Here is a 15,247-nt window from a genome sequence, read left to right on the forward strand (position 1 = left end):
GAGATGAGCGCCAAACTGCCCGCGCTGCGCGCCGCCTGGCATGCCGCGGCCCGGCGCAACTTCCAGTCCTGGCTCGATCGCGGGGGCTTCAGCCAGTACGAGGACCAGGCCCAGCCGATGCCCGATGGCGACACCCAGCAGGTCGGCACCTGCAGCTGAAGGATTTCAACAGGTAAATCCTCCCCGGGAAATGAAAACGACGGCCGGAGCCGTCGTTTTCATTTCCTGAGAAGGAACACTACTGTGAGGAATTGAATTCTCTCGAAGCCGCACCGCAGTGCGGTTGGGAGCGCCTCGCAATGCGGGTGATAACAATTGAATCCTGTTATCGCCCGTCCGCTAGCCGCTACACACAATATAGAACACGAATCGCAGGATGCAAGCAAAAAGTCAACGTACCCTTGGCACTGCCCCGCGGTAGGCGGCATCCACGGCGCCGTTCCCGACGGACGCGCCGAACTTCTTCAGCACCCGCTCCGGCAATCCTTCCTGGGCGGTGTAGTCGACGATGTCCTCGGCCTTGACGATGTCGCGCGCCACGGTGTCGACCGTGCCGAAGCCGTCGGCCAGGCCCATCTCGACTGCTTTCGCCCCGGTCCAGTACAGGCCCGAAAAGGTTTCCGGCGTCTCCTTGAGACGCTTGCCGCGGCCGGCACGCACCACCGAGATGAACTGCTGGTGGATTTCGTCGAGCATCGCCTGGGCGCGTTCCATGTGCCTGTCGGACTGCGGGCTGAACGGGTCCAGGAAACCCTTGTTCTGGCCCGCCGTCAGCAGGCGCCGCTCGATCCCCAGTTTTTCCATTGCACCAGTGAAACCAAAGCCATCCATCAGCACGCCGACCGAGCCGACGATCGAGGCCTTGTTGACATAGATACGGTCGGCCGCCGAGGCGATGTAGTAGCCGCCCGAGGCGCACATCTCGTCGACCACGACGTACAAGGGCTTGTTCGGGTAGCCCCGTTTCAGGCGCTGGATCTCGTCCACGATGATGCCGGCCTGCACCGGACTGCCGCCGGGGCTGTCGATGCGCAGCACCACGGCGGCCGAGCCCGGGTCGGAAAAGGCTTTGTTCAGCGACGGGATGACGGTATCGGCCGCACCGCTGCCTCCGGATTCGATCTCGCCCTTGACTTCGATCAACGCGGTATGGCGCCCCAGGTTTTCGTCGCCGCCGAAGCCGAAAGTCGAGCCGTAATAGGTCATCAGCGCGAGGACCGCAACCAGCAGGAAGCTCAGCTTGAAGAAGATGCCCCAGCGGCGCGCCGCACGGCGCTCGTGCACAGTGGCGAGGACGAGCTTTTCAAGTGTCTCGCGCTCCCAGTTACCCACCGTCGGGTTGGCAACGAAACGCTGTTCGCTCGACTGCGCACCCGGATGATCGTGACTTCTTTGGTCGCTCATAAATATGGATGTCTAAATAACCTTGCCCTCTGGCGCACCGCCTTGCGCCGGCGCCCGGACCATGTCGTCGGGCTGCCAGTAAATGCCACCGTCGCGCTCGCTGACCGCGATCGGGCGCAGCCGGCCGCCGCGACAGGGGCCGCCGGCGCACTTGCCGGTATCCGGCGCATACACGGCGCCGTGGGTTGCACACATCAGGTACAGGCCGCTCGATTCGAAAAAGTCGCCTTGCGACCAGTCGAGCTCGATCGGCACATGGGCACAACGGTTCAGATAGGCAAATGGTTTACCGTCATACCGTACCACAAAGCCGGTAGCCGGGTGCCCGAAGGCAATGACGGGGAAGCGCACGCCCTTGCCGCCGTCGAGCAGCGCGGCGGCTTCGCACACGAACAGGCCCTCTTCTGCCGACATTCTTATGCGTTCTCCAGCAACCACGCGTGCAACTCGGGAATCGAGCGGGCCGAGAAGATCGGGCGGCATGCCTGCAACTGGTGCACCGGGTGGGCACCGAACTCGACCGCGATGCCGGACGCGCCGGCATTGTTCGCCATCATCAAGTCGTGGGTGGTGTCGCCGATCATCACGGTGCGGCGCATGTCCTGGCCCAGCTCGCGCGTCAGTTCCTGCAGCATGGCCGGGTGCGGCTTGGAGAAGGTCTCGTCCGCGCAGCGGGTGGCGTCGAAAGTGGCCAGCAGCCCGGCCGCATTCAGCGCGCGGTTCAGACCCACACGGCTCTTGCCCGTGGCCACGGCCAGGAAGTAGCCCTCCTGCTGAAGTTCGCTCAACATCTCGCGAACGCCCTTGAACAGCACCAGTTCGTGGTCCTTCGTGAGGAAGTGGTAGCGGTAGCGCTCGACCATGCGCGGGTACAGCGCCGGGTCGATGTCCGGCATCACGGCCTGCATCGCCTCAAGCAGGCCGAGGCCGATCACGTGCGCGGCCGAGGCATCGCTCGGTACCGGCAGGCCGAGGTCGCGCGCAGCCGACTGGATGCATTTGACGATCGTCGCCGTGCTGTCCATCAGCGTACCGTCCCAATCGAAGACGATCAGGTCAAACTGCTTTCTTGGCATTTTTTTTGTTTTGCTCATGTTAATGGTTGCCCCAAGCTTACCAAGAATCGGTCGCACTCGGCCGGCAGCGGCGCGCGCAGGGTCAGCAGCTGGCCGGTGTCGGGATGCGTGAACGTGATCTGGTAGGCGTGCAGGAACATGCGCTTGAGCGCCCCCCGCCCGTCCGTGGCCCTCTGTAACTGCTTGTTCAGCGCGAAATCGCCGTACTTCTCGTCGCCCAGGATCGGGAAGCCGCTCGAGGCCAGGTGCACGCGGATCTGGTGTGTGCGTCCGGTCTTGAGCTCGGCTTCCAGCAGGGCGAAGTCCTTCCACTTGCGCTTCAGGTTGAAAACCGTGTGTGCTTCCTGCCCGCCGGCCTGCACCACCACGCGCCGCTCGCCGTCCGGCGTCGTGAATTTATGTAAAGGAAGCTTTACATGCTGGCGCTTGTTGGTCCAGTCGCCGGCCACAGCCGTCAGGTAGCGCTTGTCGGTCACGCCATCGCGCATCTGGTCGTGCAGGTTGGTCAGCGCCGAGCGTTTCTTGGCGATGAGCAACAAACCCGACGTTTCACGGTCGAGCCGGTGCACCAGTTCCAGGAACTTGGCCTGCGGGCGCGCCGCGCGCAGTTGCTCGATGACACCATACGATACGCCGGAGCCGCCATGCACGGCCACGCCGGCCGGCTTGTCGATGACGAGCAGGTGGGTGTCCTCGAACACGATGGCGAACTCGGCGCCGGGCGCGGCCTGGGTGCTGCTTTTTTCGGCAATGCGGATCGGCGGGATGCGCACGACATCGCCCTCCGCCAGCCGGTAGAGCTGGTCGATACGGCCCTTGTTGACCCTCACCTCTCCCGAACGGAGGATGCGGTAGACGTGGCTCTTGGGAACGCCTTTGCACACACGCAACAGGTAATTATCGATGCGCTGGCCGGCTTCTTCTTCGGTGATCGTAACGAACTGGGCTTGTAACGCCTGCTGTGATGAAGGGGGAACAACATCGCTTTGCACTGCCATTCTCTCTGTCTTCCCAGAAATTCTCTCTAAGTCCTTCATTTTGAATATATAATCGACAGGCGGCGGTCAAACCTCTGCTGGTGTAAGAATTAAAACGATATTCTACACAGGGGCGCGCTCCATCGGCCCTGCCGGAGGCGAATTCGATGGAAAAAAACGTGTATGCACATTCAGGCGCGAATCAGGGTTGCACCTGCAGTTGTTAATCGGGTTGCGCGCGTGGATGCAGGATTGGATTGTTTGGATTCTTAAGGACATTACCAGCAAGCCGCCCGGTTGGCGGCTCGCCGGTTGATGGTGTCGATAACGCTTGTCGTTTTCGCCCGACCTGATGTAAGCCTCACCTGAAGGCTTGAGAGAGTAAGGCTGATTGTTCGCCTCGGTATCGAAGTCTTGGTTGTATGCTGGCTACGGTTTGGCTCGTTGTTGCACACCGCCCCGCTGATCCCGTCGTGCCCACCCCAACGTGGTGGCAGGCGGCCAGTTGCTGGTTGCGGCGTGCGTAGACAATGACGTTCGACTTCCATCTGCGCCCTGTGCGGCAGCGACGCATTGCGTCGTCGTGCCCCACGCCCGGGCATTTCCCCCCTCCGACATTCCTGTCTCCGCGTACATTCCCTGTACTTTCGCCGCGTCCACCAGACGCGGCATGACACGGCCTTCGGGTCGCGGAGTTAATAAAAATGAAACGCATGTTGTTTAATGCTACGCAGCAAGAGGAGTTGCGCGTAGCAATTGTCGACGGCCAGAAACTGATCGACATCGATATCGAGACCGCTGGTCGCGAGCAACGCAAGTCCAATATCTACAAGGGTGTCATCACCCGCATCGAACCCTCCCTCGAAGCCTGCTTCGTCAGCTACGGCGAAGACCGCCACGGTTTCCTCCCCTTCAAAGAAGTTGCCCGTTCTTATTTCCGCGATGGCGTCGACGTGCGTAACTGCACGATCAAGGAAGCCCTCAAGGAAGGCCAGGAAATCATGGTCCAGGTCGAGAAGGAAGAGCGCGGCAACAAGGGCGCTGCCCTGACCTCGTTCATCTCGCTGGCCGGCCGCTACCTGGTCCTGATGCCGAACAACCCGCGCGGCGGCGGCGTGTCGCGCCGTGTCGAAGGCGAAGAGCGCCAGGAACTGCGCGAAACCATGGACAAGCTCGACCTGCCACAGGGCATGTCGGTCATCGCCCGCACCGCCGGCATCGGCCGCACGGTCGAAGAACTGCAGTGGGACCTGAACTACCTGATGCAGCTGTGGCGCGCGATCGAAGGCGCCGGCAAGTCGGCCGCCGGTCCGTTCCTGATCTACCAGGAGTCCTCGCTCGTCATCCGCGCCATCCGTGACTATTTCCAGCCTGACATCGGCGAAGTCCTGATCGACACCGACGAGATTTTCGACCAGGCCCAGCAGTTCATGAGCCACGTGATGCCCGACATGGCGCACCGCGTCAAGCGCTACAGCGACGACGTGCCGCTGTTCTCGCGTTTCCAGATCGAACACCAGATCGAGACCGCCTACGCGCGCACCGTGCCGCTGCCGTCGGGCGGCGCGATCGTCATCGACCACACCGAAGCCCTGGTCTCCATCGACGTCAACTCGGCACGCGCCACGCGCGGCTCGGACATCGAGACCACCGCCTTCAACACCAATTGCGAAGCCGCTGACGAAGTGGCTAGACAACTGCGCCTGCGCGACCTGGGCGGCCTGATCGTGATCGACTTCATCGACATGGAAGTGGCCAAGAACCAGCGCGAAGTCGAAACGCGCCTGAAGGACGCCCTGCACCATGACCGTGCACGCGTGCAGATGGGCAAGATTTCCCGCTTCGGCCTGATGGAACTGTCGCGCCAGCGCCTGCGTCCGTCGCTGTCGGAAGGCTCGCACGTGACCTGCCCGCGCTGCTCGGGCACCGGCCACATCCGCGATACCGAATCCTCGGCCCTGCAGGTCCTGCGCATCATCCAGGAAGAGGCGATGAAGGAGAACTCGGCCGCGATCCACGTGCAGGTGCCGGTGGACGTCGCCGCCTTCCTGCTGAACGAAAAGCGTGGTGAAGTGCTCAAGATCGAGAACCGCCACCGCATCACCGTGATCCTGATCCCGAACAAGCACCTGGACACGCCGCACTACAAGCTCGAGCGCATCAAGGGCGACGACCCGCGCCTGGAAGACGCCGCCGCCAGCTACACCATGGCGGAATCGGCCGAGACCGACATGGGCTTCGCCAAGCGCCAGAAGGAAGAAGCCAAGCCGCGCCAGGAAGCCGTGGTCAAGACCATCACCCCGGCGCAGCCGGCCCCGATGGTGGACCGCAGCGAAGCGGCCAAGCCGGCCAAGGTTGCCGCGCCCGCCGCCGCGCCGGCGCCGGTCGAAGCGCCTGCCCAGGCGCCTGCCGCGAGCGGTTTCTTTGCCCGCATCCGCAGCTTCTTCTTCGGCAAGCCTGACGAACCGGCTCCGGCCCCAGCCCCGGTCGTCGCCGACAAGCCGGCCGCACCGGCGCCTGCCGAGCGCGGCGAGCGCAATGGCCGTGGCAACGGCCAGCGCGGCCGCAATGGCCGCGGCGCCAAGGGCGGCCGTGACCGCGACGAGCGCGACCTGAACGGCAAGGCCGAGGACAGTACCGTCAAGGCCGCCGAGACGCCCGAAGCCAAGCCGGCGCGTCCGCCGCGCCCGCCGCGCGAGCCGCGCGCACCACGCGAGCCGCGCGAGCAGCTCGACATTGCACAGGCGGCAGCACCGGCCGCGCCGGGGGCTGCACGTGGCGAACGCGCAGAGCGTGGCGAACGTGCCGAGCGTCCGGAACGCGCACCTCGCCAGCCGCGCGAGCGTGGCGAGCGGACCGAGCGCACCCAGCAGGCGATCGAAGCCAAGCTGGAGGAAGTGAAAGCCATCCCGACGCCGGAAAGCGAACTGTCGACCACCACCCCGCACGGTGACATCTTGGATCATGCGGTGAAGGTCGCGACCACCGGCCCGAACGGCGAGGAACTGGACGCCGAAGGCGGCGACGAGCCGCGCCGCCGCCGCCGCCGCGGTGGCCGCAACCGTAACCGCCGCGACCGCGACCAGGTCGAAGGCATGGAATCGGCCGACGGCGCCGACGGCACCCCGGCCTTCGAGCCGGTGGCCGACGAGGAAGCCGCCAAGGTAGCCGCCCAGGCCAAGGCCGCCGCACCGAAGAAGGCTGGCGCCAAGGCCGAACCGGGCCCGTGGCCGTTCCCGACCGCCGCGTCGGTAGCCGCCGCCGCTGCCAAGGCAAAGGCTGCGGCCGAAACACCGGCCCCGGCTGCACCTGCCGCTGCCCCGGCTGCACCGGCCGCCGCTGCTCCGGCTCCGGCCGTGGCAACCGCACCGGCGCCGTGGGCGTTCCCGACCGCCGCCTCGGTGGCCGCTGCGAAGGCAGCCGCTGAAGCCGCAGCTGCACCGGCACCGGCCGTCCAGGCTGCTCCGGTTGCTGCTGCTCCGGCTGCTCCTGCTGCTCCGGCTCCTGTCGCTGCCCCTGCTGCTGCCCCAGCTGCTACTCCGACCCCGGCTCCGGCACCTGTGGCTGAAGCACCGGCTGCGCCTGTCGCCACCGCACCGGCGCCTGCCCAGGCTCCGATGGACATGAGCGAAGTGCTGGCCAAGGCCGGCCTGCAGCTCGCAGCGACCGATCCGGAAAAGCTGCGCGCCGCCCAGGAAGCTGCCGCCCAGGCCGCAGCCACCCCGCCGCGCGTCGGCCGCGCCCGCAAGCCGGTGGCAGCACCGGTGGACGAGCCGCTGATCCAGGTGGATACGCGCCAGTAAGTGTTCTGGCGTGAACGGTAAGAAAGGGAAGCTTCGGCTTCCCTTTTGTTTGGCAGGTGGCTGTGCAAACGAACTTGGGCTCCCGCCTCCGCGGGAGCGACGGGCGAAGGTGCGGGCCGGGAGTTGACGCTGTACTCCCACCAAAACTTGAAGACCGTCATCCCGGTGCAGGCCGGGATCCGGTTTCCTCACCGAAGCCACTCAGCAAACACTGCCGACATATTGATGGGTTACGATAACGACATGCCCCCACCTGCCCCCGTCACCTTTCGCGAAGCCCTCCTCTACTGGTTCAAGCTCGGCTTCATCAGCTTCGGCGGCCCCGCCGGCCAGATCGCCCTGATGCACAGCGAACTGGTCGAGCGCCGGCGCTGGATCTCGGAACAGCGCTTCCTGCACGCGCTGAACTACTGCATGCTGCTGCCCGGTCCGGAAGCGACCCAGCTCGCCGTCTACATCGGCTGGCTGCTGCACCGGACCTGGGGCGGCATCATGGCCGGGCTGCTGTTCATCCTGCCCTCGCTGCTGCTCTTGATCGGCCTGTCGTGGATCTACCTGGCCTGGGGCCACCTGCCGGCGATTGCCGGCATCATGGCCGGGATCAAGCCGGCCGTGGTGGCGATCGTGATCGCGGCCGCCTGGCGCATCGGCACCCGCACCCTGCGCAACGGCCTGCTGTGCGCCATCGCCGTGCTGGCCTTCGTGGCCATCCTGCTCGACGTTCCCTTTCCGCTGATCGTGCTCGCCGCCGCGCTGGCCGGTTTCGCCGGCGGCCGCCTGGCGCCGCAGCGCTTCCAGCCCGGCGGCGGCCATCCCGCCGACCGCAAGCACTACGGCCCGGCGCTCATCGACGACGACACGCCCACGCCCGGCCACGCCCGCTTTTCGCTGCGCGGCCTGCTCAAGGCGTCCGCCATCGGCTTCGGCCTGGCCCTGGCCGCCTGGCTGGCGCTGGCCGCCGTGTACGGGGTGGACGGTACGCTCACGCGCATGGGCTGGTTTTTCACCAAGGCCGCCCTGATGACCTTCGGCGGCGCCTATGCCGTGCTGCCCTATGTCGTGCAGGGCGCGGTCGAGAAGTACGGCTGGCTCAGCGCGGCGCAGATGATCGACGGGCTGGCGCTGGGCGAAACCACGCCCGGGCCGCTCATCATGATCGTCGCTTTCGTGGGCTTCGTCGGCGGCTGGACCCATGCGCTGTTCGGCCCGGCCGCCCTGCCGCTGGCCGGCGCCGCCGGCGCGCTGGTAGCAAGCCTGTTCACCTTCCTGCCGTCCTTCGTGTTCATCCTGGCCGGCGCGCCGCTGGTCGAGTCCGGACGCGGCAATGTGCGGCTCACCGCGCCCTTGACGGCCATTTCGGCTGCGGTCGTCGGCGTGGTCGCCAGCCTGGCGGTGTTCTTCGGGCAGCACGTGTTCTTCGCCGGGGGACAGGCGCAGCCGGCGGCCATCGCGATCGGCGTGCTGGCGAGCATTGCCCTGCTGCGCTACCAGGTCGGGCCCATCAAACTGATCGCCGCCTGTGCGCTGGCGGGGCTCGTGCTATCGTATTGGCATGCCTGAAAAAATCATCCTGCTGAATGACCTGCGCTCGCCGTCGCTGACGGTGCCGGCGGCGTCCCAGGTCGATGAAGCGCCTACCGGACTGCTGTCGGACGCCCTCGGCCGGCCGCTGCACGACCTGCGCATCTCGGTGACCGACCGCTGCAATTTCCGCTGCGTGTACTGCATGCCGAAAGAGGTGTTCGACAAGGACTATGCCTACCTGCCGCACGGCGACCTGCTGTCGTTCGAAGAGATCGCGCGCGTGGCGCGCACCTTCATCGCCCACGGCGTCGAGAAGATCCGCCTGACCGGCGGCGAGCCGCTGCTGCGCAGGCACCTCGAACGCCTGGTCGGAATGCTGCGCGCGCTGCCGACCCCGAGCGGCCGTCCGCTCGACCTCACCCTCACCACCAACGGCTCGCTTCTGGCGCGCAAGGCGCGCGCCCTGAAGGATGCGGGCCTGGACCGGGTGACGGTGTCGCTCGACGCGCTCGACGATGCCGTATTCCGCCGCATGAACGATGTCGATTTCGCAGTCAGCGACGTGCTGCACGGGCTGGATGCCGCGCACGAGGCGGGGCTGGGGCCGATCAAGGTCAACATGGTGGTCAAGCGCGGCACCAACGACGACCAGATCCTGCCGATGGCGCGCCACTTCAAGGGGTCGCCTTTCATCCTGCGCTTCATCGAATACATGGACGTGGGCGCTTCCAACGGCTGGAACATGGACGAAGTGGTGCCTTCGGCCGAGGTCGTGCGCCGGATCGCGGCCGAGCTGCCGCTGGCGCCGGTGGCTGCCAACTACAGCGGCGAGACCGCGGCGCGCTGGCGCTACCTTGACGGCAGCGGCGAGATCGGCCTGATCTCCAGCGTGACGCAGGCCTTCTGCCACGACTGCTCGCGCCTGCGCCTGTCCACCGAGGGCAAGCTCTATACCTGCCTGTTCGCCACCCGCGGCCACGACCTGCGGGCACTGCTGCGCGCCGGGCGCACGGACGCCGAGGTCTCGGCCGCCGTCGCCCAGCTGTGGCGCGGGCGCACCGACCGCTATTCGGAAACGCGCACGATCGATACCGCCGGCCTGGCGCGCGGCGCGAAGAAGGTCGAAATGTCATATATCGGCGGCTGAGAAAACATGGAACGACACCTCATTACCGGACTGGTTCTGGCGGGCGGGCGCGGCTCGCGCATGGGCAACGTGGACAAGGGCCTGCAGCCCTTCCGCGGCACGACGATGGCGCAGCATGTGCTGGAGCGCCTCGCGCCGCAGGTCGGCACGGTCATGGTCAATGCCAACCGTAATCTCGACACCTGGCGTGCGCTTGGCGTGCCGGTGTGGCCCGACGAAACGCCGGACTTTGCCGGCCCGCTGGCCGGGCTGGAAGCCGGCCTGCGCCACTGCGCCACGCCCTGGCTGCTGGCCGTGCCCTGCGATTCGCCTTTCCTGCCGCCCGACCTGGCCGAACGGCTGGCCGCCGCAGCCGAGGAAACCGATGCCGACCTCGCTTTCGCGGTGACCCGGGAGCCGGGCATGCGCCCCCAGCCGCATCCGGTGTTCTGCCTGGTGAAGGCAAGCCGGCTGCCGGTGCTGTCGCGCTACCTGGCCGAAGGCGGCCGCCGCATGGACGGCTGGTACAAGGACTTGACGGCGGTCGAGGTGCCGTTCGAGGATGCCGAGGCCTTCCGCAACATCAATACGCTCGACGAGCTGCACGGCCTGGACGACACGCTGCCGCCCGCAGTGCCGCCCGCAGTGCCGCCGAACTTGGCGACAGTGACGAGCTGCCTGTCCGGCTACGACCCGGACGCCCTGCCCGTGCGCGACGCCCAGCGCATCATCCGCGAGTTCGTGCAGCCGGTGCGGGCCATCGAGAAGGTGGCGCTGCGCGCCGCGCTCGGGCGCGTGCTGGCGGCAGACGTGGTCTCGCCGATCGACGTGCCGGCACACGACAATTCGGCGATGGACGGGTTCGCGCTGCGCGGCAGCGACCTGCGTCCCGACGCCCCGCTCACCCTGCGCGTCCTCGGCACCGCCCTCGCCGGCACCCCGTCGGGACTGGTGCCGGCATCCGGCGAATGCGTGCGCATCATGACGGGCGGCGTGATGCCCGAAGGCTGTGACAGCGTGGTGCCGCAGGAATTCGTGACGCAGGAAGGCGACAGCATCACCCTGCCGGCAGGGGTGATCCGCACCGGCGACAACCGCCGCTTTGCGGGCGAAGACCTGCGGGCCGGCAGCCCGGCCCTGAAGGCGGGCCGCGTCGTGCGGCCGGCGGACCTCGGGCTGCTCGCCTCGCTCGGCATCCCGGAGGTCGCGGTGCAGCGCCGCCTGCGCGTGGCCTTCTTCTCGACCGGCGACGAGCTGCGTTCGGTCGGCGAAGCGCTGGACGAAGGCTGCGTCTACGACAGCAACCGCTACACCATCTACGGCATGCTGCAGCGCCTGGGCTGCGACATCATCGACATGGGCGTCGTGCGCGACGACCCGCAGGCGCTGGAAGACGCGCTGCGCAGCGCCTGCGAGAACGCCGACGCCATCATCACGTCGGGCGGCGTGTCGGTGGGCGCGGCCGACTATACCAAGCAGATCATCGCCAAGCTCGGCGACGTCACCTTCTGGAAGATCGGCATGCGCCCCGGCCGCCCGCTGGCCTTCGGCCGGATCAACTCGAACGGCCGCAGCGCCTTCCTGTTCGGGCTGCCGGGAAACCCGGTGGCGGTGATGGTGTCCTTCTACTTCTTCGCGCGCGAAGCGCTGCTGCGCATGATGGGCGCCGAAGCCCCGCTGCCGCTGCTGCGCGCGAGATCCAGCGGCGCAATCCGCAAGAAACCGGGCCGCACCGAATACCAGCGCGGCATCCTGTCCCGGGGCGAGGACGAGCAGCCGGAAGTGCGCATCACGGGTTCGCAGGGATCGGGCATCCTGCGCTCGATGTCCGAAGCGAACTGCATGGTGGTGCTGCACGACGGGCAGGGCAATGTCGCGGCGGGGGATATGGTCGACGTGCTGGTCTTCGAGGGATTGATGTAGGGTGGACGGCTATGCCGTCCACCCTACGAGCCGTCGTCTGAATCCAGCCTGTCCGGCCCCAGCATCAGTTGCGCCGCCTCGCTCGGCAACGCTTCCACCGACTTCAGCTTGCGCGCCATCTGGCGGCTACGCACTTCGGCGCTTTCGATGTTCTTGGCGGCCTTCTCCAGCGTGGCCTTGGTGGTGGCCAGCACGTCGCCGAACTTGGTGAACTCGGTCTTCACCGCGCCCAGCACCTGCCACACCTCGGACGAGCGCTTTTCCAGCGCCAGCGTGCGGAAGCCCATCTGCAGGCTGTTGAGCAGCGCGCTCAGGGTCGAGGGGCCGGCGATCGTCACGCGCAGCGAGCGCTGCAGGTCGTCCGCCAGGCCCGGGCGGCGCATCACTTCCGCGTACAGGCCTTCGGTCGGCAGGAACAGGATCGCGAAGTCGGTGGTCTGCGGCGGCGACACGTACTTCTCGCAGATGGTCTTGGCCTCGCCGCGCACCGCGCGTTCCAGCTCGGCGCCGGCGCGCGCCACGCCGTCGGCGTCGGCCAGTTCGGCCGCTTCCAGCAGGCGCTCGTACTGCTCCTTCGGGAACTTGGCGTCGATCGGCAGCCACAGCGGCGGCCCGCCGTCGACCACGCCCGGCAGCTTGATCGCGAATTCGACACGCGCATTGGAGCCGGCCACCGTTTCGACGTTCTTGGCGTACTGGTCGACCGTGAGCACCTGCTCGAGCAGCATCTCGAGCTGCACTTCGCCCCAGGTGCCGCGGGTCTTGACGTTGGTGAGCACACGCTTCAGGTCGCCCACGCCGATGGCCAGCGCCTGCATTTCGCCCAGGCCCTGGTGCACCTTCTCCAGGCGCTCGCTCACCTGCCGGAACGATTCGCTCAAGCGGGTTTCCAGCGTCGCATGCAGTTTCTCGTCGACGGTCTGGCGCATTTCTTCCAGGCGCCTGGCGTTATCAAGCTGCAGGTCGCGGATCTTGGTTTCCAGCGTGCCGCGCACTTCCAGCATGCGCTGGGCGTTCGATTCGGTCAGGTTCGACAGGGTCAGCTGCAGCGTGTCGGCGAAGCGCTTGAGGGCGCGCGCCTGCTCCTCGCGGCCGCTGGCCGAGTGCAGCTGCATCTGCTGGCGCATGCCGTCGAGCTGCTGCACGGTGGCGGCATGGTACTGGCCCATGTGCCCCGCCACTTCCTGGCGCGTGGCCTGGGCGGTGGACTGCATCTCGAGCCGCAGTTCGCGCTCCAGGCGCTCGATGTGGCGGCCGTCGCCGGCCTCAGGGCCGGACTTGCGCATGCGGGCCAGGAGGACCAGCTGCAGGGCGGCGACCGCCAGCACGGCCAGCAGGATCAGGATGTCGACGATATTCATGGATTGGATACTGCGCTCAGTCCGCCTTGTTCCGCATCCAGTCGGCGGTATGGTAGAAGGACTGCATGAGGCGCATGCGCAGTTCCTCGTCGTAGCCGAGGTCTTCCATCGCCCAGGCCATCGCGCGCAGCCACTGGTCGCGCTCCTTGGTGCCGATGGCAAACGGCAGGTGCCGCGCGCGCAGGCGCGGGTGGCCGTACTGCTGCACGAACAGGTCGGGGCCGCCCATCCAGCCGGACAGGAACATGAACAGCTTCTCGCGCGAGCTGTCGTTGGGTTGCGGGTGCATCGCGTGGATGCCGGCGAATTCCGGCTCCAGCTGCATCAGGTCGTAGAAGCGGTCGACCAGTTCGCGCAGGCGCTCGGCGCCGCCCATCACGTCATACAGTGTTTGTGCTTCGGAGTTGTGCGGTTCGGACATGCCGCCATGATAGCGCAGCCGAAGCGGCCCGTGGCCGCCCCTTCGCGATATTGCAACGACGGCCCGGCGCTGTGGGCGATACGCCCGGTGGCGTCCCGCGCTACCCGGCGGGAATCGCTGGCATCGGCCAGCCCGCCTCTGGATACTGGCCGCACTTCTCACTCGGGAGTCACGCCATGCATCCACCTTATGCCTCCTCGCTCGTCAACGACATCCATTCGGCACTCAACGCGACCCGCGTCGCGACGATCCACCAACCGCGCTCGGTATCCGAGATTCGCGCCTGCATTGCGCAGGCGTCGCGACACGGCATGCCGCTCTCGATATGCGGCGGACGGCATGCCATGGGCGGCCAGCAGTTCGCTGCCGATGCAGTGCTGCTCGACATGCGGCAGATGCGGCGCGTGCTGGCGTTCGACGCGGCCGCCGGCCTGATCGAAGTCGAGGCGGGCATCGAGTGGCCCGAGCTGATCGATTACCTCGACTGCGCGCCGACGCCGCATGGCCGGCGCTGGAGCATTCGCCAGAAGCAGACCGGCGCCGACCGGCTGTCGCTCGGCGGCTGTCTCTCGGCCAACATCCATGGCCGCGGGCTGCGCATGCGCCCGTTCATCGGCGACGTGGAAGCCTTCACGCTGGTCGACGCCGACGGCGAGGTGCGGCACTGCAGCCGCAGCAGCAACCCCGAACTGTTCGCGCTGGCGATCGGCGGCTATGGCCTGTTCGGCGTCATCGCCAGCCTCACCCTGCGCCTGGCGCCACGCCAGGCGCTGCGGCGCGACGTGACGCTGCTCGGCCTGGACGATCTCATGCCCGCGTTTGCGCAGCGCATCGCCGCCGGCTATGCGTTCGGCGACTTCCAGTTCGCGATCGATCCGGCATCGCGCGACTTCATGGAGCGCGGCGTGTTCTCTTGCTACGTGCCGGTGGGCGATACCCTGCCGCAGGCCGGCGCGGCCCGGGAACTGTCGGAACAGGACTGGCGCAGGCTGCTGCACCTGGCCCACACCGACAAGACGCACGCTTTCGAATCCTACGCACGCCATTACCTGGCAACCAACGGCCAGCATGACTGGAGCGACCGGCTGCAGCAGAGCACCTACCTGGACGGCTACCATCTCGACATCGACCGCACGCTCAAGCACTGCGGTTCGGAGGTGATCGGCGAACTCTATGTGCCGCGCGAGCGCCTGGTGGATTTCATGCGCGCGGCCGCAGCCGACTTCCGGCAGCACCGCGTGGACCTCATCTACGGGACCGTTCGCCTGATCGAACGCGATACCGAAAGCTTCCTGCCGTGGGCACGCCAGGACTACGCCTGCGTGATCTTCAACCTGCATACGCCGCACACGCCGGACGGCATCGCCGCGACGGAGCGCAGCTTTCGCCGGCTGATCGACATGGCGATCGCACGCGACGGCAGCTTTTACCTGACCTACTCGAGAGCGGCCAGCGCAGACCAGGTGCGCGCCTGCCATCCGGACATCGGGCGGTTCCTCGAAGCGAAGCGCCGCCTCGACCCTCAGCAGCGCTTCCAGAGCAACTGGTACCGCCATTATCGTGCGCTGCTGTCCAGCGCGCCGGCGGACCTGGCCGCATGAAGCCGGCAAGCCCGTCGCCGGCCCGGACCTG

12 protein-coding genes are annotated in these 15,247 nt (G+C 66.9%); 6 read left to right on the forward strand and 6 right to left on the reverse strand.

Going from position 1 to position 15,247, the window contains the following annotated elements:
• The first annotated feature begins 3 nt into the window (after nt 1-3).
• Nucleotides 4-159: a hypothetical protein gene (locus tag ACFFJK_RS14950; RefSeq protein ID WP_379680175.1), complete on the forward strand. Its 156-nt coding sequence runs from the start codon at nt 4-6 to the stop codon at nt 157-159.
• Nucleotides 160-390: 231 nt separating this feature from the next.
• On the opposite strand, the gene ACFFJK_RS14955 is transcribed toward ACFFJK_RS14950, so the two are convergent.
• Genes ACFFJK_RS14955 through ACFFJK_RS14970 form a run of 4 tightly spaced genes read right to left on the reverse strand, consistent with a single transcriptional unit; the run spans nt 391 to nt 3,478 of the window.
• On the reverse strand, nt 391-1,404 hold the full coding sequence (locus ACFFJK_RS14955; protein WP_379680177.1) for a S49 family peptidase: 1,014 nt from the start codon (nt 1,402-1,404) through the stop codon (nt 391-393).
• 12 nt (nt 1,405-1,416) lie between these two features.
• Nucleotides 1,417-1,818, reverse strand: a complete 402-nt coding sequence (locus ACFFJK_RS14960) for a Rieske (2Fe-2S) protein (RefSeq protein WP_379680179.1) — start codon at nt 1,816-1,818, stop codon at nt 1,417-1,419.
• Nucleotides 1,819-1,820: 2 nt separating this feature from the next.
• Nucleotides 1,821-2,480, reverse strand: a complete 660-nt coding sequence (locus ACFFJK_RS14965; RefSeq protein ID WP_379680180.1) for an HAD-IIIA family hydrolase — start codon at nt 2,478-2,480, stop codon at nt 1,821-1,823.
• 14 nt (nt 2,481-2,494) lie between these two features.
• On the reverse strand, nt 2,495-3,478 hold the full coding sequence (locus tag ACFFJK_RS14970) for an RluA family pseudouridine synthase (RefSeq protein WP_379680181.1): 984 nt from the start codon (nt 3,476-3,478) through the stop codon (nt 2,495-2,497).
• Nucleotides 3,479-4,161: 683 nt separating this feature from the next.
• On the opposite strand from ACFFJK_RS14970, the gene ACFFJK_RS14975 reads away from it, so the two are divergent.
• The 4 genes from ACFFJK_RS14975 to moeA all read left to right on the forward strand — a co-directional run bounded on the left by ACFFJK_RS14975 (nt 4,162) and on the right by moeA (nt 11,833).
• Nucleotides 4,162-7,260 (forward strand): Rne/Rng family ribonuclease, encoded by a 3,099-nt coding sequence (locus ACFFJK_RS14975; RefSeq protein ID WP_379680182.1) that lies wholly within the window; start codon nt 4,162-4,164, stop codon nt 7,258-7,260.
• Between the two features lie 243 nt (nt 7,261-7,503).
• Nucleotides 7,504-8,820, forward strand: coding sequence for a chromate efflux transporter (gene chrA / locus ACFFJK_RS14980; RefSeq protein ID WP_379680183.1), 1,317 nt, complete (start codon nt 7,504-7,506; stop codon nt 8,818-8,820).
• Entirely contained in the window at nt 8,813-9,931 is a 1,119-nt protein-coding gene (gene moaA, locus ACFFJK_RS14985; RefSeq protein WP_379680184.1) for a GTP 3',8-cyclase MoaA, read from the forward strand. Before chrA ends, moaA begins: the two co-directional genes overlap by 8 nt.
• A 6-nt stretch (nt 9,932-9,937) precedes the next feature.
• On the forward strand, nt 9,938-11,833 hold the full coding sequence (gene moeA / locus ACFFJK_RS14990; protein WP_379680185.1) for a molybdopterin molybdotransferase MoeA: 1,896 nt from the start codon (nt 9,938-9,940) through the stop codon (nt 11,831-11,833).
• 23 nt (nt 11,834-11,856) lie between these two features.
• Here moeA and ACFFJK_RS14995 read toward each other — a convergent pair whose 3' ends face one another.
• Together ACFFJK_RS14995 and ACFFJK_RS15000 are read right to left on the reverse strand one after the other, a co-directional pair.
• A complete protein-coding gene (locus ACFFJK_RS14995) occupies nt 11,857-13,194 on the reverse strand; it encodes a DNA recombination protein RmuC (RefSeq protein WP_379680186.1) in 1,338 nt (445 codons plus the stop codon).
• A gap of 16 nt (nt 13,195-13,210) precedes the next feature.
• On the reverse strand, nt 13,211-13,615 hold the full coding sequence (locus tag ACFFJK_RS15000) for a group II truncated hemoglobin (RefSeq protein ID WP_379680187.1): 405 nt from the start codon (nt 13,613-13,615) through the stop codon (nt 13,211-13,213).
• Nucleotides 13,616-13,791: 176 nt separating this feature from the next.
• Between ACFFJK_RS15000 and ACFFJK_RS15005 the strand changes: the two genes are divergently transcribed.
• The gene (locus ACFFJK_RS15005; RefSeq protein ID WP_379680189.1) at nt 13,792-15,216 is read left to right on the forward strand and encodes an FAD-binding oxidoreductase; all 1,425 of its coding nucleotides are present in this window, start codon (nt 13,792-13,794) and stop codon (nt 15,214-15,216) included.
• Nucleotides 15,217-15,247: the final 31 nt, after the last annotated feature.

The organism is Massilia consociata (genome assembly GCF_042432755.1).
Taxonomy (GTDB): Bacteria; Pseudomonadota; Gammaproteobacteria; order Burkholderiales; family Burkholderiaceae_D; genus Telluria; species Telluria consociata.

Excerpts from the sequence above, each read along its gene's own strand:
- ACFFJK_RS14950 (WP_379680175.1), top strand. The coding sequence starts at position 4 with ATGAGCGCCAAACTGCCCGCGCTGCGCGCCGCCTGGCATGCCGCGGCC.
- ACFFJK_RS14955 (WP_379680177.1), bottom strand. The coding sequence starts at position 1,404 with ATGAGCGACCAAAGAAGTCACGATCATCCGGGTGCGCAGTCGAGCGAA.
- ACFFJK_RS14960 (WP_379680179.1), bottom strand. The coding sequence starts at position 1,818 with ATGTCGGCAGAAGAGGGCCTGTTCGTGTGCGAAGCCGCCGCGCTGCTC.
- ACFFJK_RS14965 (WP_379680180.1), bottom strand. The coding sequence starts at position 2,480 with ATGCCAAGAAAGCAGTTTGACCTGATCGTCTTCGATTGGGACGGTACG.
- ACFFJK_RS14970 (WP_379680181.1), bottom strand. The coding sequence starts at position 3,478 with ATGGCAGTGCAAAGCGATGTTGTTCCCCCTTCATCACAGCAGGCGTTA.
- ACFFJK_RS14975 (WP_379680182.1), top strand. The coding sequence starts at position 4,162 with ATGAAACGCATGTTGTTTAATGCTACGCAGCAAGAGGAGTTGCGCGTA.
- chrA (WP_379680183.1), top strand. The coding sequence starts at position 7,504 with ATGCCCCCACCTGCCCCCGTCACCTTTCGCGAAGCCCTCCTCTACTGG.
- moaA (WP_379680184.1), top strand. The coding sequence starts at position 8,813 with ATGCCTGAAAAAATCATCCTGCTGAATGACCTGCGCTCGCCGTCGCTG.
- moeA (WP_379680185.1), top strand. The coding sequence starts at position 9,938 with ATGGAACGACACCTCATTACCGGACTGGTTCTGGCGGGCGGGCGCGGC.
- ACFFJK_RS14995 (WP_379680186.1), bottom strand. The coding sequence starts at position 13,194 with ATGAATATCGTCGACATCCTGATCCTGCTGGCCGTGCTGGCGGTCGCC.
- ACFFJK_RS15000 (WP_379680187.1), bottom strand. The coding sequence starts at position 13,615 with ATGTCCGAACCGCACAACTCCGAAGCACAAACACTGTATGACGTGATG.
- ACFFJK_RS15005 (WP_379680189.1), top strand. The coding sequence starts at position 13,792 with ATGCATCCACCTTATGCCTCCTCGCTCGTCAACGACATCCATTCGGCA.